General features: G+C 70.4%; 19 protein-coding genes. 9 read left to right on the top strand and 10 right to left on the bottom strand.

Translation table 11 applies throughout. The features are described 5' to 3' along the window. Positions 1 to 2: 2 nt before the first annotated feature. From guaA to guaB, 6 genes are all read right to left on the bottom strand, one after another. Complete coding sequence (gene guaA, locus DC432_RS09705; protein ID WP_116537721.1) at positions 3 to 1,583, bottom strand: glutamine-hydrolyzing GMP synthase; 1,581 nt, start codon at positions 1,581 to 1,583, stop codon at positions 3 to 5. After that, on the bottom strand, positions 1,580 to 2,101 hold the full coding sequence (locus tag DC432_RS09700; protein ID WP_108319211.1) for a DUF3817 domain-containing protein: 522 nt from the start codon (positions 2,099 to 2,101) through the stop codon (positions 1,580 to 1,582). Before DC432_RS09700 ends, guaA begins: the two co-directional genes overlap by 4 nt. 10 nt (positions 2,102 to 2,111) lie before the next feature. Beyond that, complete coding sequence (locus DC432_RS09695; RefSeq protein WP_116537720.1) at positions 2,112 to 3,005, bottom strand: SURF1 family protein; 894 nt, start codon at positions 3,003 to 3,005, stop codon at positions 2,112 to 2,114. Positions 3,006 to 3,018: 13 nt separating this feature from the next. Then, positions 3,019 to 4,134 carry a GuaB3 family IMP dehydrogenase-related protein gene (locus DC432_RS09690; RefSeq protein ID WP_076673877.1) on the bottom strand — a complete coding sequence of 372 codons (1,116 nt, stop codon included), beginning with the start codon at positions 4,132 to 4,134 and terminating at the stop codon, positions 3,019 to 3,021. A gap of 15 nt (positions 4,135 to 4,149) precedes the next feature. Next, the gene (locus tag DC432_RS09685; protein WP_116537752.1) at positions 4,150 to 4,821 is read right to left on the bottom strand and encodes a TMEM175 family protein; all 672 of its coding nucleotides are present in this window, start codon (positions 4,819 to 4,821) and stop codon (positions 4,150 to 4,152) included. 97 nt (positions 4,822 to 4,918) lie between these two features. Beyond that, complete coding sequence (gene guaB / locus DC432_RS09680; protein ID WP_116537719.1) at positions 4,919 to 6,421, bottom strand: IMP dehydrogenase; 1,503 nt, start codon at positions 6,419 to 6,421, stop codon at positions 4,919 to 4,921. Between the two features lie 302 nt (positions 6,422 to 6,723). On the opposite strand from guaB, the gene DC432_RS09675 reads away from it, so the two are divergent. The 5 genes from DC432_RS09675 to DC432_RS09655 all read left to right on the top strand — a co-directional run bounded on the left by DC432_RS09675 (position 6,724) and on the right by DC432_RS09655 (position 11,554). Beyond that, a complete protein-coding gene (locus DC432_RS09675; RefSeq protein WP_116537718.1) occupies positions 6,724 to 8,022 on the top strand; it encodes a branched-chain amino acid ABC transporter permease in 1,299 nt (432 codons plus the stop codon). 11 nt (positions 8,023 to 8,033) lie between these two features. Beyond that, on the top strand, positions 8,034 to 9,014 hold the full coding sequence (locus DC432_RS09670; RefSeq protein ID WP_116537717.1) for a branched-chain amino acid ABC transporter permease: 981 nt from the start codon (positions 8,034 to 8,036) through the stop codon (positions 9,012 to 9,014). Then, the gene (locus tag DC432_RS09665) at positions 9,007 to 9,939 is read left to right on the top strand and encodes an ABC transporter ATP-binding protein (protein WP_108319222.1); all 933 of its coding nucleotides are present in this window, start codon (positions 9,007 to 9,009) and stop codon (positions 9,937 to 9,939) included. Before DC432_RS09670 ends, DC432_RS09665 begins: the two co-directional genes overlap by 8 nt. Continuing rightward, complete coding sequence (locus DC432_RS09660; RefSeq protein ID WP_108319224.1) at positions 9,939 to 10,721, top strand: ABC transporter ATP-binding protein; 783 nt, start codon at positions 9,939 to 9,941, stop codon at positions 10,719 to 10,721. Before DC432_RS09665 ends, DC432_RS09660 begins: the two co-directional genes overlap by 1 nt. A gap of 101 nt (positions 10,722 to 10,822) precedes the next feature. Further along, complete coding sequence (locus DC432_RS09655; RefSeq protein ID WP_116537716.1) at positions 10,823 to 11,554, top strand: hypothetical protein; 732 nt, start codon at positions 10,823 to 10,825, stop codon at positions 11,552 to 11,554. Between the two features lie 82 nt (positions 11,555 to 11,636). Here DC432_RS09655 and DC432_RS09650 read toward each other — a convergent pair whose 3' ends face one another. The 3 genes from DC432_RS09650 to groES form a co-directional block, all read right to left on the bottom strand. After that, positions 11,637 to 12,920 carry an ABC transporter substrate-binding protein gene (locus tag DC432_RS09650; RefSeq protein ID WP_108319228.1) on the bottom strand — a complete coding sequence of 428 codons (1,284 nt, stop codon included), beginning with the start codon at positions 12,918 to 12,920 and terminating at the stop codon, positions 11,637 to 11,639. 205 nt (positions 12,921 to 13,125) lie between these two features. Then, a complete protein-coding gene (gene rarD / locus DC432_RS09645; protein ID WP_116537715.1) occupies positions 13,126 to 14,067 on the bottom strand; it encodes an EamA family transporter RarD in 942 nt (313 codons plus the stop codon). A 125-nt stretch (positions 14,068 to 14,192) separates the two neighbouring features. After that, positions 14,193 to 14,489, bottom strand: coding sequence for a co-chaperone GroES (groES, locus tag DC432_RS09640; protein WP_013583903.1), 297 nt, complete (start codon positions 14,487 to 14,489; stop codon positions 14,193 to 14,195). Positions 14,490 to 14,862: 373 nt separating this feature from the next. Here groES and DC432_RS09635 point away from each other — a divergent pair, with 373 nt between their 5' ends. From DC432_RS09635 to DC432_RS09620, 4 genes are all read left to right on the top strand, one after another. After that, a complete protein-coding gene (locus tag DC432_RS09635; protein WP_116537714.1) occupies positions 14,863 to 16,812 on the top strand; it encodes an Hsp70 family protein in 1,950 nt (649 codons plus the stop codon). Positions 16,813 to 16,843: 31 nt separating this feature from the next. Continuing rightward, on the top strand, positions 16,844 to 19,384 hold the full coding sequence (locus tag DC432_RS09630) for a helix-turn-helix transcriptional regulator (RefSeq protein ID WP_116537713.1): 2,541 nt from the start codon (positions 16,844 to 16,846) through the stop codon (positions 19,382 to 19,384). Between the two features lie 115 nt (positions 19,385 to 19,499). Continuing rightward, positions 19,500 to 20,243 (top strand): IniB N-terminal domain-containing protein, encoded by a 744-nt coding sequence (locus DC432_RS09625; RefSeq protein ID WP_116537712.1) that lies wholly within the window; start codon positions 19,500 to 19,502, stop codon positions 20,241 to 20,243. Then, the gene (locus DC432_RS09620; protein WP_133177913.1) at positions 20,230 to 20,925 is read left to right on the top strand and encodes a hypothetical protein; all 696 of its coding nucleotides are present in this window, start codon (positions 20,230 to 20,232) and stop codon (positions 20,923 to 20,925) included. The genes DC432_RS09625 and DC432_RS09620 overlap by 14 nt, the downstream gene beginning before the upstream one ends. Here the strand turns inward: DC432_RS09620 and DC432_RS09615 are convergent. Beyond that, entirely contained in the window at positions 20,857 to 22,410 is a 1,554-nt protein-coding gene (locus DC432_RS09615; protein WP_116537710.1) for a dynamin family protein, read from the bottom strand. The two genes, DC432_RS09620 and DC432_RS09615, sit on opposite strands and share 69 nt — an antisense overlap. Positions 22,411 to 22,456: the final 46 nt, after the last annotated feature.

The following is a 22,456-nucleotide window of genomic DNA, read 5'->3' as shown; positions in this document are numbered from 1 at the left end:
GGTCACTCCCATTCGATGGTCCCCGGGGGCTTCGACGTCACGTCGAGCACCACGCGGTTGACGTCGCGCACCTCGTTGGTGATGCGGTTCGAGATCTTCGACAGCACGTCGTACGGCAGGCGCGTCCAGTCGGCGGTCATCGCGTCCTCGGACGAGACGGGACGCAGCACGATGGGGTGGCCGTAGGTGCGTCCGTCGCCCTGCACACCCACCGAGCGCACGTCGGCGAGAAGCACGACGGGGCACTGCCAGATCTCGTCGTCGAGGCCGGCCTTGGTCAGCTCGGCACGGGCGATGGCGTCGGCCTCACGCAGGATCTCGAGACGGTCAGCGGTGACCTCGCCCACGATGCGGATGCCAAGACCGGGCCCCGGAAAGGGCTGGCGCCCCACGATGGCCTCGGGCAGGCCGAGCTCCCGACCGATCGCGCGCACCTCGTCCTTGAACAGGGTGCGCAGCGGCTCGACGAGCTCGAACTGCAGGTCCTCGGGCAGGCCGCCGACGTTGTGGTGGCTCTTGATGTTGGCCGTGCCCGCGCCGCCACCCGACTCCACGACGTCGGGGTAGAGCGTGCCCTGGACGAGGAAACGCACCTGCTCGCCCTCGGCCTTCGCCTCGGCGACCAGGTTGGCCTGAACCTGCTCGAACGCGCGGATGAACTCGCGACCGATGATCTTGCGCTTCTGCTCGGGGTCGCTCACACCGGCCAGGGCGTTGAGGAACGTCTCGCGCGCGTCGACGGTGATGAGCTTCACGCCGGTCGAGGCCACGTAGTCGTTCTCGACCTGCTCGCGCTCGCCCTTGCGCAGCAGTCCGTGGTCGACGAACACCGCGATGAGCTGGTCGCCGACGGCCTCGTGCACGAGGGCGGTCGACACCGCGGAGTCGACGCCGCCCGAGAGCGCCGAGATGACGCGGCCGGTTCCGACCTGCTGGCGGATGCGCTCCACCTGCTCGGCGATGACGTTGCCGCTGTTCCAGTCGGCGGGCAGGCCCGCGGCCTTGTGGAGGAAGTTCTCGAGCACGTTCTGCCCGTGGTCGGAGTGCTTGACCTCGGGATGCCACTGAACGCCGTACATGCGACGGGCGTCGTTCGCGAAGGCGGCGACGGGCGTGTGCGCCGTGCGGGCGAGCACGTCGAAGCCCTCGGGCGCGCGCGACACCTGGTCGCCATGGCTCATCCACACGTTCTGCTCGGCGGGCTGCCCCTGCAGCAGCGTTCCCTCGGTGACGACCGTGGCATCCGTCGCCCCGTACTCGCGGAGACCCGTGTTGGCGACCTCTCCGCCCAGCGCCTTGGCCATGACCTGGAAGCCGTAGCAGATGCCGAGCGTGGGCACGTCGAGGTCGAAGACGCCCGTGTCGAGGCTGGGCGCGCCGTCTTCGTACACCGACGACGGTCCGCCCGACAGGATGATGCCGACGGGGTTCTTCGCCGCGATCTCATCCGCCGAGGCGGTGTGCGGCACGATCTCGCTGTACACGCCGGCCTCACGGACACGGCGGGCGATCAGCTGCGCGTACTGCGCGCCGAAATCGACGACGAGGACGGGGCGCTGGGACGTTTCGGTCTGTTCGGTCACCGGTTGCCTTCCGGGGCGGGGACGGGAGCCGAGGCCTGGGCGGCCTCGCGCTCGGCGAGGTAGGCGCGCACGCCACGGGCGGTGCGCACCTCGAGGATGAAGGACAGGAAGGGCACGACACCACCGAGGGCGAGGAACACGAACCGACGGAACGGCCACCGCATCAGGCTCCACACGCGGAAGCACGAGATCAGGTAGACGACGTAGAACCAGCCGTGCGCGACGAGGATCGCGAGTGAGACGTTCACGCCGTCACCGGTCGAGAGGATCTCGCAGCCGTTGCCGCCGGGCACGAACAGCGAGAACCACTGGCAGTCGGGGCCGGGCACGGCATCCGCGAACCACAGGAAGCCGCCCGATCCGCCCAGGAACAGCTCCACGTGAATGGGCGTGTACTTCAGGATCATCTCGGCGACCAGCAGCAGCAGGCCGATACCGGTGATGATCGAGCAGATCTGGTAGAACTTCAGGGCTCCGCGGATCGCCGGGAACGAGGCGAGCTTGGGGGCGCGGGGCATGGATGCCAGTCTACCCGCGGGATTCCGCGGCACCCGTCGCACTGCTCGACGTGGAGCTTTCGGCCAGAGCCTCGGCCTGCTCGTCTTCGAGGTCTTCGACCTCTTTCTCCCACGCGTCGCGGGCCAGGCGATACCAGAGGTAGAGCGCGAAGCCGGCGAAGATCGCCCACTCGGCCGCGTAGAAGATGTTGAGCCAGTTGACCCGCGAACGCTCGTCGGGTGCCGGGGAGGAGATGTCGTCGAGCGGGCCGATCGCGGTCTGCGACGCGATGTACTGCCGATAGACGTTCAGCTCGGCGGTGTCGTGCCAGCGGCCGAGCAGCATCGGCGGCGACATGCGCGTGATCGTGAGGGGGTCGGCGCCCGACGGCGGCACCGAGGGGCCTTCGTCGGAGATCAGGCGGCCCGTGACCTGGACCACCGCGGTGGGGTCGGCCGAGACCTGGCGCTCGAGCTCGTCGGCGGCAGCGTTCGCCGCGTCGAGCGAGGACGTCCAGCCCGCCGCGACGGCGATCGACGTCGGTGCGGCGGCGCCCGCGACCCGGAGCTGACCGGTGACCCAGTACCCCTCGACGTCGTCGTTGAAACGCGACGACACCACGATGAAGTCGGATGCCACCCACGTGCCGCTCACCTCGACCCGCTGGCCGACGAGCGGCTCGGGCAGATAGTCGCCGGGCTGCACGACCTGATCGAGGGGCTGCACCACCTCGGTGAGACCCGGCTCGGGCGGAGATGTGTCGACGGCGCGCCCGAGCTGCCACTGGCCGAGCCAGGCGAGCACACCGGCCACGACGAGCGAGAACGCCAGCAGCGCGATCCACCGCGGCCGCAGCATGACCTCGCGCAGCGTCGGCGGGAAGACCTGCGGGGGCAGCGGCTGGGTCACGGGGGCGGACGTCATCGGGTTGCGGGAGTCAGTGCCCGTAGGGGGCGACGACGACCTCGACGCGCTGGAACTCCTTGAGGTCGGAGTACCCGGTCGTGGCCATCGACTTCTTGAGCGCGCCGATGAGGTTCGCCGTGCCGTCGGCGACGGGCGCCGGACCGTACAGGATCTGCTCGAGCGGGCCGACGCGGTCGACCGCGACGCGGCGGCCGCGCGGCAGCTTCGCGTGGTGCGCCTCGGGGCCCCAGTGGAACCCGCGGCCGGGCGCGTCGGTGGCACGTGCCAGGGCGACGCCGAGCATGACGGCGTCGGCGCCCATGGCGAGCGCCTTGACGATGTCGCCCGAGGTGCCCACTCCGCCGTCGGCGATGACGTGGACGTAGCGACCGCCCGACTCATCGAGGTAGTCGCGGCGGGCACCGGCGACGTCGGCGACGGCGGTGGCCATCGGCGCGTGCAGGCCCAGCGTCGCACGCGTGGTGGATGCCGCCCCCCCGCCGAATCCGACGAGGACGCCGGCGGCGCCCGTCCGCATGAGGTGCAGCGCCGCGGTGTAGGTGGCGGCACCGCCCACGATGACGGGGACGTCGAGGTCGTAGATGAACTTCTTGAGGTTCAGGGGCTCGGCGACGCTCGAGACATGCTCGGCCGACACGGTGGTACCCCGGATGACGAAGAGGTCGACGCCCGCGGCGACGACGGTCTCGTACAGATCGTGCGTGCGCTGCGGCGTGAGGGCGCCCGCCACGGTGACCCCCGCCGCGCGCACCTCGGCGAGGCGGTCGCGGACGAGCTCTGGCTTGATGGGCTCGGAGTACAGCTGCTGCATGCGACGCGTGGCATCGGCCTCGGGCAGCGTCGCGATCTCGGCCAGCAGCGGCTCGGGGTCGTCGTACCGGGTCCAGAGCCCCTCGAGGTCGAGCACGCCGAGGCCGCCGAGGCGACCGAGCTCGATCGCGGTGCGCGGGCTGACCACGGAGTCCATGGGTGCACCCAGCACCGGGATCTCGAACGGGAACGCGTCGATCGTCCACGCCGTCGAGACGTCTTCGGGATTGCGCGTGCGCCGCGACGGCACGACCGCGATGTCGTCGAAGGTGTACGCGCGGCGGGCACGCTTGGCTCGGCCGAGATCGATCTCCATGGTCACCCGACCAGCCTACCCGCGCCCTCCGACATCCCCGCCGGCGCGGGGTTCCCGAACGGGTGATGCGGGGGCGTCCGCCCCGCGCAGCAACCGGGTGAGGGCACCGTCGAACGCGAGCAGCAGAAAGCCGAGCGACCCGACCAGCGGACTCGCCAGCATCGCCGCCCCGCTCAGGATGACGGCGCTCAGGCCCGCCCGGCCGAGCCGGCGCGCGTCGTCCGCGGTCAGATCGGCGATCGCGCCCGAGCGCACCGCCCACCCCCACTGCAGCCACCCCATGACGATCGCCAGGAAGAAGTTGATCGGCAGCAGCACGCGTCCCAGCAGCAGATCGGCGTGCAGCGTGTCGAGCGACGAGGTGAAGGGCACCAGCACCACGAGCAGCAGGCGGACGTTGTTGATCCACATCCCCGTGTCGTCGATGCGCACGATCCACTCGAACTGCCGCACGTGCGTCATCCACATCACGCACAGGATGAGGAAGCTGATGACGAACGAGAACACCGGGTGCGCGAGCGAAACCAGCCCCGCGGCGAGGTCGGCGTCCGTCCGCACCGAGCCGAGCGACTGGTCGGTCAGGCCGAGCACCAGCAGGGTCGCCGCGATCGCGAAGACCGCATCGGTGAACGCCTCGGTGCGACGCGCCGACAGCGACGCGTCGGGGTGACTGCGCCGACCGAGCATGCGCACAGCGTAGCGGCGGGATCCGGCGCGGGGCAGGGCCCGGCATCCGGGAACGACGAGGGGCCGGACCGATGCGGCCCGGCCCCTCGGAGAGCGCTTACTTCTTGTAGTTCGGCGCCTCGACGACGATCTGCACGTCGTGCGGGTGCGACTCCTTGAGCCCCGCCGAGGTGATGCGGACGAACTTGCCCTTGGCCTTGAGCTCCTCGACGGTGCGGGCGCCGACGTAGAACATCGACTGCCGCAAGCCGCCGATCAGCTGATAGGCCACCGCCGCCACGGGACCGCGGTACGGGACCTGACCCTCGATGCCCTCGGGGATGAGCTTGTCGTCGCTCGGCACATCCGCCTGGAAGTAGCGGTCCTTCGAGTAGGACGTCTTCTTGCCGCGGGTCTGCAGAGCGCCGAGCGAGCCCATGCCGCGGTACTGCTTGAACTGCTTGCCGCCCTGGAAGACGATCTCGCCCGGCGACTCGTCGGTCCCGGCGAGGAGCGATCCGAGCATGACGGTGTCGGCACCGGCGACGAGGGCCTTGGCGATGTCGCCCGAGTACTGCAATCCGCCGTCGGCGATCACCGGCACCCCGGCGGGGACCGCGGCGAGCGAGGCCTCGTAGATCGCGGTGACCTGCGGGACGCCGACGCCGGCGACGACGCGCGTGGTGCAGATCGAGCCCGGTCCGACGCCGACCTTGACGGCATCCACGCCCGCGTCGATCAGCGCCTGGGCGCCGTCGCGGGTCGCGACGTTGCCGCCGATGACGTCGATGTGGTCGAACGAGGCGTCGGCCTTGAGCCGGCGCACGATGTCGATGACACCGGCCGACTGGCCGTTCGCAGTGTCGACGACGAGGACGTCGACCCCCGCGTCGCGCAGGGCCTCGGCGCGCTGCCACGCGTCGCCGAAGAAGCCGATGGCCGCGCCGACGCGCAGTCGACCCTGGTCGTCCTTGGTGGCGAGGGGGTACTTCTCGCTCTTGTCGAAGTCCTTGATGGTGATGAGACCGGCGAGCTTGCCCTCGTCGTCCACGAGAGGGAGCTTCTCGACGCGGTGCTTGGCGAAGGTGGCGATGACGTCGTTGGCGTGGATGCCGACGTGCCCGGTGATCAGCCCGTCCTTGGTCATGACGTCCTTGACCTTCGTGGTCTGACGCTCGAAGCCCGACACGAACCGCATGTCGCGGTTGGTGACGATGCCGACGAGGACCCCGTCGGGGTCGACCACGGGCAGACCCGAGATGCGGTACTGCGCGCACATCGCGTCCACCTCGGCCACGGTGGCATCCGGGTTCGTGGTGATCGGGTTCGACACCATGCCCGACTCGCTGCGCTTGACCTGATCGACGATGCCGGCCTGGTCCTCGATCGAGAGGTTGCGGTGGACGATGCCGATGCCGCCCTGGCGTGCGATCGCGATCGCCATGCGCGCCTCGGTGACGGTGTCCATCGCGCTCGAGAGCAGCGGCGTCGCCACGGTGATTCGCCGGGTGAGGCGCGACGAGGTGTCGGCCTCGCTCGGGATGACGTCGGTGTGCCCGGGCAGCAGCAGAACGTCGTCGTAGGTCAGTCCGATGAAACCGAAGGGGTCGTGCTGTTCCATGGATCCTCCTGCGCGCGCGGCGCCTGTTCGGGTAAAGGACGACGTCGGCCGGAGCGCGCGGAGCGCTCCGACATGAATTCTAAGCGTCGAGCGCCCGGGTTTGTTCCCCGCGGGCGACGGCCCCGATGCGCAGTCGCCGGGACACGGTTCGCTAACGACGGGGTCTGCGAAACACTCGCGACACATTACGCTCGTAGCGTCGACCGTCGAAGCTGACGGGACGACTTCGTCAGCGCTGCCGAACTGGAGACTCCGTGGGTCATTCCTCCCCCACCGCGATACGATCGCGCACCCTTCCCCGCATGGCCGTCATCGTGTCGTTGCTCGCGACCGCGATCGCCGTCCTCAGCCTGCTGTTCGCGACACCCGCGAACGCGCAGACCACGCCGGCCCCCACCCCCGCGACTTCCGCGGGGACGGGGGACGTCTCGACCCAGTACTCGATCGGCGGCATCATCCGCGCCGGTGACGAGCCGGTCGAGGGCGTGCAGATCTCGGTCGAGGGCTCCGGCTTCTCCGAGGTCGGCACGACCGGCGCCGACGGACGCTGGGCCGTCGCGGTCCCGGGTCCCGGTGCCTACACGGCCACCCTGCAGGTCGACACCCTGCCGGACGGCGTCGCCCCGCGCGACCCCGACAACGTCACCCGCGACGTGACGATCGGCACCACCAACACGGTGAACGTGCTGTTCCCGACGGGTGAGGGCACGGCCGCGTCCGGATCGATCTGGGACACGCTCTTCTCGCGCTTCTTCTACGGCCTGAACTTCGGTCTGCTGCTCGCCCTCGCCGCGATCGGCATCTCGCTGATCTTCGGCACCACGGGCGTCAACAACTTCGCCCACGGCGAGATGCTCACCTTCGGCGCGATCATCTTCTACGTCTTCACGGCGATGGGGTGGAACATCCTGCTGGCGATCCTGCTCACCGTGGCACTGTCCGCCGCCCTCGGCTGGACACAGGATGCCGTGCTGTTCAAACCGCTGCGAAAGCGCGGCGTCGGTCTGGTCCAGGTCCTGATCGTCACCATCGGCCTGTCGATCGTGCTGCGCTACCTGTACCTGTACTTCTTCGACGGCGGCACGCGCAACATCGACACCGGCATCACCGACAACGTGACCATCGGCCCGGTGACCGTCACGCTGACCTCGATCATCAGCATGGGGGTGAGCATCGTCATGCTCGCCTTCGTGGCCTACTTCCTCACGCGCACCCGCATCGGCAAGGCGACGCGCGCCGTGAGCGACAACGCCTCGCTCGCCGCGGCCTCGGGCATCAACGTCGACCGCGTCATCCGCATCGTGTGGGTGCTCGCCGGTGCCCTCACGGGACTCTCGGGCGTGCTCTACGGCCTCTACCGCGGTGTCACGTGGGACATGGGCTTCGCGATCCTGCTGCTGCTGTTCGCCGCCGTCACCCTGGGTGGCCTCGGCAGCGCGTTCGGCGCACTGGTGGGCTCGCTCATCATCGGCATCATCACGGAACTGTCCACCATCGTCATCCCGCCGGATCTCCGGTACGCGGTGGCCCTGATCGTGCTCATCGGCGTGCTGCTCTTCCGGCCGCAGGGTGTGCTCGGTCGTAAAGAGCGGATCGGCTGAGGAAAGACGACATGGACTGGCTTTCGATCTTCAACAACGCTGCGGGCGAGCTCATCAGCCCGACCACCGCGGCCTACGCCCTGGCCGCGATCGGCCTCAGCGTGCACTTCGGCTACGCGGGACTGCTCAACTTCGGCCAGGCGGGCTTCATGGCCGTCGGCGCCTACGCCTTCGCCATCGCGACCCTGTCGTTCGCGGCGCCCGTGTGGCTGGCGATCCTCGTCGCGATCGTCGCCTCGGTGCTGTTCGCGTTCCTGCTCGGCATCCCGACCCTGCGCCTGCGGGCGGACTACCTGGCGATCGTGACGATCGCCGCGGCCGAGATCGTGCGGTACGTGGTCTCGACCGTCGGCCTGACCGACGTCACCGGCGGCTCGCAGGGCCTGAACGGCTACAACCGCGAGTTCCAGGCGATCAACCCCCTGCCGGCCGGCACCTACGGCATCGGGCCGTGGACCTACTCGGCGAACGACTGGTGGGTGCGCGTCTTCGGCTGGGGCCTGGTCATCATCGCCACCCTGCTCGTGTTCCTGCTCATGCGCAGCCCCTGGGGCCGCGTCGTCAAGGGCATCCGCGAGGACGAGGATGCCGTGCGCAGCCTCGGCAAGAACGTCTACTCGTACAAGATGCAGGCGCTCGTCCTCGGCGGCGTCATGGGCGGCCTCGCGGGCGTCGTGTTCATCCTTCCCCGCGCCGTGCAGCCCGGTAACTACGGGACGGCGCTGACGTTCTTCATCTGGACCGCCCTGCTGCTGGGCGGAGCGGCCACCCTGCTCGGACCGATCGTCGGCGCCATGCTGTTCTGGGTGCTGCTGTCGCTGTCGAACGGCATCATCGTGGGACTGCGCGATGTCGGCATCCTGGGCTTCATGTCCAGCACGCAGACCGGTCAGGTCCGCTTCATCCTCGTCGGCATCGGCCTCATGCTCCTGGTGATCTTCCGGCCACAGGGCATCTTCGGCAACAAGAAGGAGCTGTCGTTCAATGTCTGACACGACCGTCACCCACCCGCTCGTCAAGGGCGACGTCCGACCCGGTTGCGCCAAGGTCGACCCGATCGTCGTCGCCGACGGCGTCACCCGCCAGTTCGGCGGCCTCAAAGCCGTCGACGTCGAGCACCTCGAGATCCCCCGCGGCCAGATCACGGCGCTCATCGGACCGAACGGTGCGGGCAAGACCACCCTGTTCAACCTGCTCACCGGTTTCGACAAGCCCAACACGGGCCGCTGGAGCTTCGAGGGCGACAACCTCGCGAACGTCCCGGCGTTCAAGGTGTCGCGCAAGGGAATGGTCCGCACCTTCCAGCTGACGAAGTCGCTGGGTCGCCTGACCGTGCTGCAGAACATGCTCCTGGGCGCGCGCGGGCAGAAGGGCGAGAACATCTTCCGCGCCCTGATCCCCTCGATCTGGGGCTCGCAGGAGAAGGCGAACACCGAGCGCGCCGACGACCTGCTGCGCCGGTTCAAGCTGGATGCCAAGCGCGAGGACTTCGCCGCGTCGCTGTCCGGTGGACAGCGCAAGCTGCTCGAGATGGCGCGGGCGCTCATGAGCGACCCGAAGCTGGTGATGCTCGACGAGCCCATGGCCGGCGTCAACCCGGCGCTCACGCAGAGCCTGCTCGGGCACATCCTCGACCTGAAGAAGGAGGGGATGAGCGTCCTCTTCGTCGAGCACGACATGCACATGGTGCGCCACATCTCCGACTGGGTCGTCGTCATGGCCGAGGGCCGGGTCGTCGCCGAGGGACCGCCCGAGACGGTCATGACCGACCAGGCCGTGATCGACGCGTACCTCGGTGCGCACCACGACACCGACCTGGGCGACATGACCACCTCGCAGCTGGAGACCATTCAGGCCGAAGCCGCCGCCGAGGCGGAGGCGGAGCTCATCGCCGACGAGAAGGACGGGAAGCTCTGATGACCGACACCGCCACCGCCACGCGCACCCCGGTGCTGCGCACCGACGACCTCGTCGCCGGCTACCTCCCGGGCGTCAACATCCTGAACGGGTGCACCGTCGACGCCTACCAGGGCGATCTGATCGGCATCATCGGCCCCAACGGCGCGGGTAAGTCGACGCTGCTCAAGGCGATCTTCGGTCAGGTCAAGATCCGCGGCGGAGCCGTTCTGCTCAACGGCGAAGACATCACCTCGCTGAAGGCGGACAAGCTCGTCGCCAAGGGCGTCGGCATGGTCCCGCAGAACAACAACGTGTTCCCGAGCCTGTCGATCGAAGAGAACCTGCAGATGGGTCTGTTCCAGCGGCCGAAGGTGTTCGCCGAGCGCTTCGACTTCGTCTCAGGGCTGTTCCCCGAGCTCGCCAAGCGCCGCAAGCAGCGTGCCGGGTCGCTCTCGGGCGGTGAGCGTCAGATGGTCGCGATGGGTCGCGCCCTCATGATGGACCCGTCCGTGCTGCTGCTCGACGAGCCGTCGGCCGGCCTGTCGCCCGTCCGCCAGGACGAGACGTTCCTGCGCGTGGCCGAGATCAACCGCGCCGGTGTGACCATCATCATGGTCGAGCAGAACGCCCGTCGGTGCCTGCAGATCTGCCACCGCGCGTACGTGCTCGACCAGGGCAAGGACGCGTACACCGGCACCGGTCGCGAGCTGCTGACCGATCCCCGCGTGATCGAGCTGTACCTCGGAACCCTGGCCGCCGATGAGGACGCCAAGCGGGACCGCAAGGAGCCCGAGGCCTGATCCGCCTGCCGTACGTCGCGAGTGCGGCGCTCACCGTGGTGGGCGTCGCACTCGCGTCGTGTTCGGCCCCACCCCCGCCGCCCGCGCTCGAAACCGTCCTGGTGCAGCAGCGCGGCGACATCGCCGTGCAACGCGCTCAGGTGCGGGTCACCAACACGTCGGACGTCCCCGTCACCCTCGTCTCGGCGATCGTCGAGTCCGCCGCGCTCACCGCGCCCGCGGGTGGCGACACTGCCCGCCCGCTTCGTATCGGCCCGGGTCAGACCACCGACGTGCCCGTTCCCCTGACGGGGCTGCAGTGCACGGATGCCGACGGCTCCCCCACCGTACGGCTCCTGCTGCGCGACGGCGGCGTCCGGGTCGAGACCGTCCACCCGCTCGACGACCCGCTGGACGTCGTCGCGCGGCTGACCGCCGAGCGCTGCGACGTCGAGGCGGTGGCATCCGTGGCGCGGGTATCGGCGTCGGACCTGTCGCCCGGAGCGGACGGGACCGCGGAGCTGGTCGTCTCGATCCATCCCACCGGCGTCGCCGAGGCGGGTCGGCTCGAGCTCGTCGCGTTGCGGGGCACTCCCCTGCTGCGGTTCGCGGACGGCGCGAGCAGCGCTCTCGGGGTGTCGGTGGGCCCGGATGACGCGCCGTCCACCGTCCGCGTGGCCGTGACGCCGCTGCGCTGCGACGCCCACGCGATCGCCGAGGACAAGGTCGGGACGCTCTTCGATCTCGTCGCCCGCGTGGACGGCCGCAAGGTCGTCGTCCCTCTGGAGCGTCCGCGCGCCGTCGCCGAGGCCCTGCTCGCCTTCACCGCGAGGACCTGCGGCCTGACGCCGTAGAGCTGCGGGCACCGGGGGCGGGGGCGCGCCGGACACGACGGAAGGCCCGGATCCGAGGATCCGGGCCTTCCGCGTTCTCAGGTCACTCGTTGAGCGAACCGAACTCCGTGTTCAGGAGCGTGTACTTGTTGTCGGCGCCGTACTGGTAGATACCGATGTACGCCTCGGTGGGGTCACCGTTGGCGTCGAAGGTGATCGGGCCCGAGACACCGTCGTAGTCGATGTCCTTGCCCTCGTTGATGAGCGCGAGGCAGTCCGCGAAGGTGGTGCACTTCTCGCCCTCCTCCGAGACCGACTGCAGGTTGTCACGGATGGCCGTGCCCGAGTCGTCCTTGGCCTGAGCCGCGGCGAGAGCAGCCACGATGACCGCGTCGTAGGACTCGGGAGCGTAGCTGAAGTCGGTCAGCGCGGGGTCGACCTGCTTGAGACGGCTCTGGAAGTCGGTGTCGGCGGGGTTGCCGGGAAGCGTGCCCTTGGCGCCCTGCAGCGTGCCGGCGGGGAACTCGTACGAGTTCGACAGGTTGCCATCGACGAAGTACACCTTCGACGCGGCGTAGCCCTGCGTGCTGACGAGCTGCGGGATGATCGACGACGTCTCCTCGAAGGCGATGACGGCGATCGCGTCGGGCTGCGACGCGAGGACCTGGTCCACCTGCGACGTGAAGACGGTGTCGCCCGGGTTGTACGGCACGGCGGCCGAGACCTCGCCACCGGCGGCCTCGATGGCCGTGGTCGCGTTGTCCTTGAGGCCGATGCCGTACGGGTCGTTGATGTAGATGATGCCGACGTTGGCGGCACCGTCACCGACCATCAGGTTGCCGAGCACACGACCCTGCAGCACGTCGGAGGGGGCGGTGCGCCAGTAGTACCCGTCGTCGGCGTAGGTGGTGAAGTCGGGCGAGGTGTTGGCGGGCGAGATCTGGACGATGCCCGCGTTCACCAGCTGGTCGATGAACGTGAACGACACGCCCGAGGAGGCCGCACCGATGACGACGTCGGCACCGGCGTCGACGAGCTCGGTGGCCGACTGGGTGGCGATGTCGGTGGTGGTGTCACCGGAGTCGCGCTCGGTCAGTTCGGTCGTGAAGGGGAACGCGTCGCCCGTCGCCTCGATGTCCTGGATTGCGAGCTTGACACCCGCGACCTCGGGCGGGCCGAGGAAGGCGAGGTTACCCGTGGCCGGGAGGATCGTGCCGACGTGGAACGTACCGTCGGCCGTGGACGTGGCGCCCCCGCCGGAGGAGGCGCTGGGGGCGGCGGCGTCGCTGCCGCCGCCGGAGCAGCCGGCGAGGACGAGCGCGCTGGCGCCGACCAGGGCGATGCCGCCCAGGATGCGGGCGCTGCGCGTGCGCGGGAAGACGTTCATAGTGCTCCTTGCTGTGAATGAACGTTGGGCGACCCATCGGGTCACCTGGTGTCCCCAACCTAATCGGGTGCAGGTTTTGCGCATGTTGCCGTTCGTTAACGATGTGCGTCGCCGCGATCACGGCCCCATAACGGTTCTCCCGCGGCGGTCCCGGACACGGTAGGGCGCGACGGCGTGACGGCCGCGAAGCGCAGCCTCGGGCCGCTCAGACCGGTTCGGCGACGTCCTCGACGACGGGACGGTGACGGCGCGCGGCGACGAGCGAATCGACGCTCAGGACGACCAGGGCCACCCAGACCAGACCGAAACCGATCCACCTCTCGGTCGTCATCGGTTCGTGCAGCACCCAGACACCGATGATGAACTGCAGGATCGGCGCGATGAACTGCAGCAGACCGATCACCGTGAGCGGGACGCGGCGAGCGCCCGAGGCGAACATCAGCAGCGGGACGGCCGTCACCGCACCCGCGAGCAGCAGCAGGATCGTGTGCACGGGACCCGCGGTGCCGAGCGTGATGCCGGTGGTGCTCGCGACCACGGCGAGTTGGATGCCGGCGACCGGCAGCAGCCAGAAGGATTCCAGGGTCAGTCCGCTGACGGCATCCACCGAGGGTCCGATCTGCTTCTTGACCAGACCGTAGAAGCCGAACGAGAAGGCCAGCGTCAGGGCGATCCAGGGGAAGGACCCGTACCCAACCACGATGATCACGACCGCCAGCACGGCGATGCCCACCGCGACCCAGGGCAGCACGCGCAGGCGTTCGCGCAGAACGATCACGCCGAGCAGCACGGTCACGATCGGGTTGATGAAGTAGCCCAGGCTCGTCTCGATGACGTGCTCGTTGAGCGCCCCGTAAAGGTAGGTCTGCCAGTTGACGTAGATGAGGACGCCCGCGAGCGCCGTGAGGCCCATCAGTCGGGGTTGCCGGACGATGCGCAGGAAGGCGGGCCAGGCGCGCAGCACGGTGAGCAGGAGCAGGCAGAAGACGAACGCGAAGACGATGCGCCACGCCACGACCTCGAACGCGCCGGTCGGCTTGAGCTGCAGGAAGTAGACGGGCAGCACGCCCCACAGCAGATAGGCCCCGAGGGCGTAGAGCGCGCCGCGGGTGGTCCCGCCGGTCGTAGCGGCAGGAGACGGGGTCACCGATTCAGCCTACGCGCGCCCTTCGACACGGGGCGGCCCGGGACCGCTCTTTCCTGCCACGATGCGGCGGAGAAAAGACGAAGACCCCGGATGCCAGGGCATCCGGGGTCTGCGTGGAGTCGCGATCAGCGGACGACGACCGCCAGGACGTCGCGGGCCGAGAGCACGAGGTACTCTTCGGCGCCGAACTTGACCTCGGTGCCGCCGTACTTGCTGTAGAGCACGCGGTCGCCGACGGCGACGTCGAGGGGGACACGGTTGCCGTTGTCGTCGATGCGGCCGGGGCCGACGGCGACGACTTCGCCCTCCTGCGGCTTCTCCTTGGCGGTGTCGGGGATGACGAGACCACTCGCGGTGGTCTGCTCAGCCTCGACCTGCTTGATGACGATGCGGTCCTCGAGCGGCTTGATGGAAACCGACACGGTCTACCTCTTCTTTCTCGTTACAGAAGACTTTTCAGCACTCACGCGGGGAGAGTGCTAATGCGAGTGTAGAGAAGCGCTGGCACTCCCGCAACGCGAGTGCCAGCACAACCCGCACCACGCCCTCCGGTCGAGCGGGAATCGCCTCGAGCACATCACCTGCCGGGCGAAGGGGCACTATCACAGAGCGCAATGCGGCGTCACCCACTCTTTCATCCGGTTCCCAGGTGTGACACACTCGTGGCACCAGCGCCGGTCGGGTACAGGGGGTACCTGCGGGCGGAACGAAAATGGGGCTCGTCGTCGAGCCCGAGGAATCGGGGGATTCAGGGGCGTTTCGGCGTTCCTGCATGCCTTCGGGGGGTCGAATCACATGGCAACGCCGTACTTCTTGGCGATCGATGTCGGAACGAGCAGGACGGCGGCCGCGATCGCGCGCACCGCTCCTGACGGTGCTCTGGTGGCGGCCTCGCTGCCCCTGGGGCGCAACGCCGACAACACGCCGACCACGGTCTTCGTCTCGGACAGCGGCCTGCTGTTCGGCGATGCCGCGGAGCGACGCGGCACCGCCCAGCCCGAGCGACTCGTCCGCGAGTTCAAGCGCCGCATCGGCGACGACGTGCCCATCGTGGCCGGCGACCGCCGGTTCTCTCCGCAGGATCTCTACGCGCTCATGGTCGGCTGGGTCATCGGGACCGCGGTCGAACGCGAGGGCCAGCACCCCGCCGGCATCGCCGTCTCGGTCCCCGTCACCTGGGGCGAATACCGCACGCGGCTGGTGCAGGACGCGGTCGGCCGCCTGGGCTGGAACGACGTCCAGGTCATCACCGAGCCCGAGGCGGCCGCGCGCCACTACGAGTCGACGCACCCGCTCGACATCGGCCGCGCGCTCGCGGTCTACGACTTCGGTGGCGGCACCTTCGACACCGTCATCCTGCAGAAGACCATCGACGGCCGCGTCGACTTCGTCGGCGCGCCCGTCGGCATCCCGGATCTGGGTGGCGCCGACTTCGACGACATCGTCCTGCGACACACCGTCAAGGCCGCGGGCATCCCCGCCTCGGCCCTGACCTCGGCCGCCGGCGACCCCGGCATGCGCATGGCCCTGGCGTCGCTGCGCCGCGAGTGCGTGGAGGCGAAGGAATCGCTGTCGTTCGACGGCGAGGCCGTGGTGCCCGTCCTGGTCGGCGAGGGCCACGGCGCGGTGCGCCTGACGCGCGCCGAGTTCGAGGACATGATCGAGCCCGAGATCGAGCGCACCGTCGAGGTCCTCGAGATCGCCCTCGAGCAGTCCGGCCTGACGCCCGAGGACCTCGACGCCATCCTGCTCACGGGTGGTACCTCGCGCATCCCCCGTGTCGCGCAGCTGCTCTCCGAGCGGTTCGACCGGCCCATCGCCGTCGACGCCGACCCCAAGGCCATCATCGCCCTCGGCGCCGCGCGCACAGCGGCCGGCGTGGCGGCGGGCGATTTCGTCCCCGTGACCCTGGATGCCGTGGGCACCGACGACGATACGGACCTCGACGACGATGACGACGATGACGACGCGATGGACGGGCCGGGCTTCACCGCGACCCGCGCCGAGAAGCGCGCACCGTGGTTCCGCCGCGTGCCGGCGACGGCTTATGTCGCCGCGGGCGTGACGGCGCTGGCCGTCGGCGTGGGCGTCGTGAGCGTCCCGGCGATGGGTGTCGGCATCCTCGCCCGCTCCGGTGTGGGCATCACCTCGCAGCCCCTCGCCGCCGACGAGGAGCTGCTGATGTTCGAGCCCCTCGACCTGCCCTCCTCTCCTCCCGCCAGCATCGCCGCACCGGGCGTGACGCCCGCCGTCGAGCAGCCGGCCGCCCCGCAGGCCGCGGTGCCGGACGAGACCCAGCCCTCGGCCAAGAGCGAGCCGCGTCAGCGCACCCCGCAGCGCCTGACTCCGCGCACCGCGGAGGAGCGCACCCCGTCGATGGCTCCGCAGCAGCAGGGTGGCGGCGGGGGCGGAGGCGGCGGCCAGTCGAACCCGGCGCCCGCTCAGCCCGCCCAGCAGCCCGCGCAGCAGCCGTCGAGTTCGGCGCCCTCGGCATCGACCGAGCCGTCGACGAGCGCCCCGGCCCCGGTCGACCCGTCCCCCTCGGAGACCGCCACGACCGCGCCGTCGACGCAGCCGCCCGCCACGCAGGAGCCGACGCAGGAGCCCACCCAGGACCCGGCGCCGAGCGAGACCACCCCCACCGAGACCACTCCCCCGTCTTCCGAACAGCCGGCCGAGACCTCGGCTCCGCCCGCGGAGAGCTCGACACCCGATCCCTCGACCACCTCGGGCGGCGAGATCTGACCCGCGGCCGCCGGAACGAGAGCACACACCGATGTCGATCTCGCACACGTCCACGGATACGACGCACGGTGACCTCGAGTCACTGCTGCTGCCCCGCGTCGCGCGCACGCTCCTCGACGCCTACACCAGCACGGCCGTCCCGCTCCCCCTCGCGGTGATCGGCACGGCGGGTTCGGGCAAGTCCCGGGTGCTCCGCCATGTCTTCGCGGCTCTGCGCGAGGCGGGCGCGGCGCCCGTCGCGCTCGCGCACCCCTCGGACCTGCCCGCTGCCGAGGGGGCGGTCGTCCTCATCGACGACGCGCACCTGCTCGACGACGCGCTGCTGAGCCGGGTCGCCGGACGCCTGCGCGAAGGGACCGCGACGGTGCTGCTGTCGACGCGACCCGACCCGGCATCCGTCGTCCTGCGCTCCCTCATCGACGACATCGAGCGCCACCAGCCCCCGGTGCTGCTCGGGCACGTCTCGATCCCCGACGCGCTCGCGCACCTGGGCACCACGCCGACCGGGGCCGGCCGCGACTGCGTGTCGACGCTGTTCGAGGCCACGGGCGGCCTGGCCTGGCTGACCTCCGAGGCGCTCGTCCTGCACGGCGAGGCGATGTGCGACGGACGCTGCGACCGCGACGAGATCGCGCGGTCGCTGCACGACCTCATCTCGCACCGCATCGACTCCCTCGATCCCGCTCTGCGACTCGCGGTCGAGGCCCTGTGCCTCGACGAGCGGTCCGCCCTGGACGCCAACGCGGGCGCGGCGTGCGCCGCGGGCTACGACGCGGGTCTGCTGCAGCGCGGCGGACGCACCGTCCCCGTCGTGCGCGAGGCGGTGCGGGCTCGCCTCACGCCCGACCGTCTGCTCGACCTCTACTCGGCCCGCCTGGTCAAGGACGCCTCGACCGTGCAGGCCCTTCTCGGCGGAGCGACCGATGACCGCGTGGCCGCCGCCCTGCTCGCCGACGGCGATCGCGAGCTGACTCGCGATCCCCGCCGGGCCGCGGAGCTGTACGACGCCGCCGACCGCGCCGGCGCCTCGGCGGACGACCTGCCGCTGCGCCGCGCCCGCGCCGCGTGGGCCGTCGGAGACGTGGATGCCGCGGGCGCCTTCGTCGATCGGATGTTCTCGGCCCCCGAGGCACCCGGCGATGAGGCGCTCGACATGGCCGCGGCCGTGTGGGCCCTGCGCGGCGACATGAGCCTCGGCGCGCAGGTCTACGCCGGCGGACTGCCGCAGACCGCGGAGAGTCGCGCGAAATGGTTGATCGCCGCCGTCGGCTCCGGGCACCCCGATCCCGCCACCGTTTCGGTCGGCGCCGCCGCCCGGTCGATCCCGACCGCGCACGGCGTCTCGCTCGAACTGCTCTCGCGCGGCCTGCGTTCCTCGCTCGACACCACGGACCGCGACGGGCTGCAGGACCTCGTCCGCGCGAGCGAGATGTACACGGCATCCGGGTCCGACGCTCCCCTGCCCGAGCTGCCCGCCGTCGTCGCCGCCCTCGTCGCGCTGCACCTGGGTGAAGCGGCGGTGGCGCAACGCGTGCTGGACGCCGCGATCGCCGGCGGGCAGGGAGGGTCCTGGGCCGCGCCGCGTCTGATGCTGTGGCGCGCCTGGGTCGCCGTGCAGAGCGAGCACGCCGCCGAGGCCGAGGTCGCGCTGCGAACCGCCACCACGAGCGGTCGTCCGCTGGCCGCGCGCGACCGACTGCTGGCCGACGCCGTCGAGCTGGGCCTGGTGCGCCGCAACGGTCAGCCCTCCGAGCTCGGCCCGGTCTGGGCGCGGGCGCAGCAATCGCTGCTGCGCGCGCAGATCGACCTCTTCACCCTCGTGCCGCTGGGAGAGTTCGCCGTCTCGGCGGCGAAGCTCGGCGAGTTCGCGGCGGTCCGGTCGCAGGTGGAGCAGGCCGAGCGGTTGCTCGCCGACCTCGGGCAGCCGGCGCTGTGGGCGGCGAGCCTGCAGTGGTCGGCCCTGCACGCCAGCATCCTGCTCGGGAGCCCCGAGGAGCTCACCCTGCACGCGCGCGCCCTGCGTGCGGCCGCGGAACACTCCCCCCTCGCGGCGCGCCTCGCCCGCGCGGGTCGGGTGTGGACCGACGTGCTCACCGGGGTGGTCGACGCCGACGCGATCGAGGAGGCGGCGGCGGGACTGGCGGCCTGCGGCTTCGCATGGGACGGCGCTCGGCTGGCCAGCCACGGGGCGAACAAGTCCGACGATCGCCGCGTCATCGCCCGTCTGCTGGCGTGCGCCCGTCAGCTGCACCCGCGCGAGCGCGCGGAGGCGGTGCCCACGGCCCCCGCGATCGCCGAGACGGGACCGGTGACCACCCCGACGCGGCCGGCCGAGAGCCACGGCGTCCTCAGCGAGCGCGAGCGCGAGGTCGCGGCACTGGTGCTGCAGGGCAAGACCTACGCCGAGATCGGCGAGGCCATCTTCATCTCTCCGCGCACCGCCGAGCACCACATCGCGCGCATCCGCCGACGCCTGGGCGCGACGTCGCGCTCCGACCTGATGGCGCGCCTGCGCACGGCCCTCGACGACGACGTGCGCGCGCCCGTCGCCCTGCCCGAACGCGTGGGCTGACCATGCGTTCGGCAAACCCCTATGACCCGTCCCGCGCTATGGGGGTTCCCCCCGACGCGGATCCGTACCCCTTCGACATACCGTCGAACCAAGGAACAACCGTGAGGAGACCCCAATGAGCGTCACGCTGGCGACCATGGCAGATGCGCTGATCGAATTCATCCTGAGCCTTCTGCGCGACCCGCAGGCTGCGGCCGAGTTCGAGGAGGACCCGGAAGGCGCGATGGCGGCCCGTGGGCTGAACAACGTCTCCTACGCGGACGTGTGCTCGGTGGCCCCGGTCATCGCGGACAAGCCGTCGGTCGCTCCCAACCCGACCCCGGCCCCGGTCCACTACGACCGCCCGGAGCACAGCAACCCGGTCGTGCGCGAGATCAAGACGATCACCAACTCGCTGCAGTACACCCACATCGACGATCGCGACACGATCATCGACCAGTCCGTGAACCAGAACATCTGGGCCAACGGCGACGTCAACCAGACCTTCGGCAACGAGGCCGTCGTCGCCTCGGGCGACAAGTCGATCGCCGCGGGCAACGACGTCGACCAGGACACCACCCTGGACCACTCGACGAACATCGGCGCCGGCAACGACGTCAACATCGGCAACGAAGAGACGAACACCGACATCGACGGTTCGTACAACGAGAACACCGAGAACACCGAGACGACGGACAACTCGACGGACATCGACCTGACCGACTCGGCCAACGACTCGTCCACCGACGTCGCGGTCGGCGACTCGTTCAACGACACCACCGACACGACGATCGACACCGACGTCGACGAGGACACCACCGTGGTGTTCGACTCGGGCAACGAGACCGTCATCGAAGACACGTCGGATGACCAGTTCTGACACCCCCTCGGAACGGCGGGTGGGCTCCCAGGAGCTCACCCGCCGTTCCGGCGCGTCCGCCCCGCAGTCGCAGGTGCGCCGCTCGCCCGCGCCCCCGCCGTACGAACCGCCCCCCAAAGCCGCGAAGCCCGAGCGACCGGCCCTGCACGACAAAGCCGCCGCCCCGGTCATGGTCAAGATGCCGCCCCCGGCGGCCGTGCGGCTGGCGCAGATCAGCTGGGTGCTGAGCCTGGTGGTCGGCGCGATCGCGGTGGGCTACCTCTTCATCATCCGGCAGTCGATCGACCCCGACATCGAGGCGATCGTGCGCGAGGTCGACACCACCCGTCCCTCCGAGACCATCAGCTCCGCGGCCGACATCGTCTTCTGGTGCGTCTTCGGCGCGATGGTGACGGTCCTGCTGGTGCAGATCACGACACTGGTGTCGTTCAACAACCGCCGCAACAACGCGCGGTGGTGGATGCTCGGCATCCTGGTCTTCCTCGCCGTCACCGTGCTGGCCGCGCGCCAGTTCGTGGCCGTGGGCGACCGCGGCGTCCCCCTGGACCGACTGCTGCTGATCCAGCTGGGTCTGTCGGCCCTGGGTCTGCTGTTCTCGGTGATCCCGGCGGCTCTACGCTGGACCGCCCGAAAGCACGACATCCGACGCGGCACCACCAGCGGCACCACCGCCGAGCTCTGAACTCGAGGGGGCGGCATCCGATCCGAAGAGGTCGGATGCCGCCCCCTCGACGCTGCGCACGACACCGCGGCACAGATCGGCCGTGTGGCGGTCGGTGAGGGGCGACTCCGCCAGGGAGCGCCACGTGGTCATCAGACCGTCGATACGCTCGCGCTGGGCGGCCGGCTCGGCATCGTCGCCGAGACCCAGACGTCGCGCCGGCGCCAGTCCCGCACCCCCGACGATGCGCTCGGCCTCGGCGAGGACCGCGGCGTCGAGCTCGGGCGGGGACGTGCGCAGCTCGGCCAGCAGCGAGAGCTCCCGCAGGTCGTGGCTCTGGGCCGTGAGGCGCTCGATGGATGCCAGCAGTCCCGCCGTGTTCGGACGCGGGCGCTCGCGCACGAGCCGCTCGACGCTGTGCAGGATGCCGCGTGCCTTGAGCGCGAAGGCCCGGCCGCGGAACTGGTCCTCGACGAAGCGCTGCACCTCGACCAGGCCGCTCTGCTGCACGAGGCGGTCCGACAGCGCCGACGAGGTGCTCGCCCCGCCGCGGATGAGGGCCGCCGCCAGGCGCACGCCGAACAGGCCGAACCGGCGCAGCAGGGCCCGCCGGACGTCGACGCTGAGGGCGGTGTCGTCGCTGGCGCGGGTGAAGCGGTCGACCGTGAGCATCAGACGGTCGCGAGCGGCGCGGTCCATCATCGCGATGTGGCGCAGGGCGATGAACTCGCTCTCGCGGAGCGTGCGGCCGCCCTCGGCGAGCAGCCCCGCGACCGGGACGACGTCGAGCGCGAGCGAGCGCAGCTCCCCGTCGCGGCGGTAGCGGTCGGCGATCTTCGCGGCCGACAGCAGCGAGTCGATCCGGCCCGAGCCGATCTCGTCGGCGCGCGAGAGCGCCGCGAGGGCGTTGACCGTCTGCGACTCGCCCGCGGCGGTGTCGCGGAAGGCCTCGAGGAACTTGAGGTCCTCGGCGTGCACGTGACGCAGCAGGTAGATGATGGCATCCGCGGCCGTGGGGGTGTCCTTCGGGATGAAGAAGTCCGTCGACCGGGCGGAGTTCTCGACCGTCAGCGAGGCGATGCCGGGCGTGTCGATGAGCACGGTGGAGCGCAGGCTCTCGCTCGGCCACGCCACGTCGATCCACGCCACCTCTTCGGCGGTGTAGCCGCCCATGTCGAGCACGAGGCGCCCCTCGTCACGGCGGACGGGGCGCGAGATGCGCCGCCCGTCGTGCAGCCGCAGGTCGACGCGGGCGGTCGAGCCGTAGCGGTACCAGGTGATCGTGCGGGTGCACTCCCCCGCGTCGGTGGGGGCGATGCGTTCGCCGATCAGGGCGTTCAGCAGCGTCGACTTGCCGGCCTTGACGATGCCGGCCACGGCGAGCCGCAGGGGCTCGCGCAGGCGCGCGCGGAACGACTCGAGCACCTCGACGGCAGCCGCGTCGTCGGCGTACACGCCCAGGGCGTCGTCGACGATGCGGGCGACCTCGGGAAGACCCGCGCTCATCGGGTGACCGCCGCGCGCGCGGGGCGGTCACCCGATGAGCGCGGGT

The sequence above is a fragment of the Microbacterium testaceum genome, from assembly GCF_003075375.1.
Classification (GTDB): Bacteria; Actinomycetota; Actinomycetes; order Actinomycetales; family Microbacteriaceae; genus Microbacterium; species Microbacterium testaceum_E.
The sequence above is the reverse complement of the archived record's forward strand: the minus strand, read 5'-3'. Positions and strand labels throughout refer to the sequence as shown.

Coding starts and splice junctions, on each gene's coding strand:
- DC432_RS09700 (WP_108319211.1), bottom strand. CDS start 2,101: ATGCCCCGCGCCCCCAAGCTCGCCTCGTTCCCGGCGATCCGCGGAGCC.
- DC432_RS09695 (WP_116537720.1), bottom strand. CDS start 3,005: ATGACGTCCGCCCCCGTGACCCAGCCGCTGCCCCCGCAGGTCTTCCCG.
- DC432_RS09690 (WP_076673877.1), bottom strand. CDS start 4,134: ATGGAGATCGATCTCGGCCGAGCCAAGCGTGCCCGCCGCGCGTACACC.
- DC432_RS09685 (WP_116537752.1), bottom strand. CDS start 4,821: ATGCTCGGTCGGCGCAGTCACCCCGACGCGTCGCTGTCGGCGCGTCGC.
- guaB (WP_116537719.1), bottom strand. CDS start 6,421: ATGGAACAGCACGACCCCTTCGGTTTCATCGGACTGACCTACGACGAC.
- DC432_RS09675 (WP_116537718.1), top strand. CDS start 6,724: ATGGCCGTCATCGTGTCGTTGCTCGCGACCGCGATCGCCGTCCTCAGC.
- DC432_RS09670 (WP_116537717.1), top strand. CDS start 8,034: ATGGACTGGCTTTCGATCTTCAACAACGCTGCGGGCGAGCTCATCAGC.
- DC432_RS09665 (WP_108319222.1), top strand. CDS start 9,007: ATGTCTGACACGACCGTCACCCACCCGCTCGTCAAGGGCGACGTCCGA.
- DC432_RS09660 (WP_108319224.1), top strand. CDS start 9,939: ATGACCGACACCGCCACCGCCACGCGCACCCCGGTGCTGCGCACCGAC.
- DC432_RS09650 (WP_108319228.1), bottom strand. CDS start 12,920: ATGAACGTCTTCCCGCGCACGCGCAGCGCCCGCATCCTGGGCGGCATC.
- DC432_RS09635 (WP_116537714.1), top strand. CDS start 14,863: ATGGCAACGCCGTACTTCTTGGCGATCGATGTCGGAACGAGCAGGACG.
- DC432_RS09630 (WP_116537713.1), top strand. CDS start 16,844: ATGTCGATCTCGCACACGTCCACGGATACGACGCACGGTGACCTCGAG.
- DC432_RS09625 (WP_116537712.1), top strand. CDS start 19,500: ATGAGCGTCACGCTGGCGACCATGGCAGATGCGCTGATCGAATTCATC.
- DC432_RS09620 (WP_133177913.1), top strand. CDS start 20,230: ATGACCAGTTCTGACACCCCCTCGGAACGGCGGGTGGGCTCCCAGGAG.
- DC432_RS09615 (WP_116537710.1), bottom strand. CDS start 22,410: ATGAGCGCGGGTCTTCCCGAGGTCGCCCGCATCGTCGACGACGCCCTG.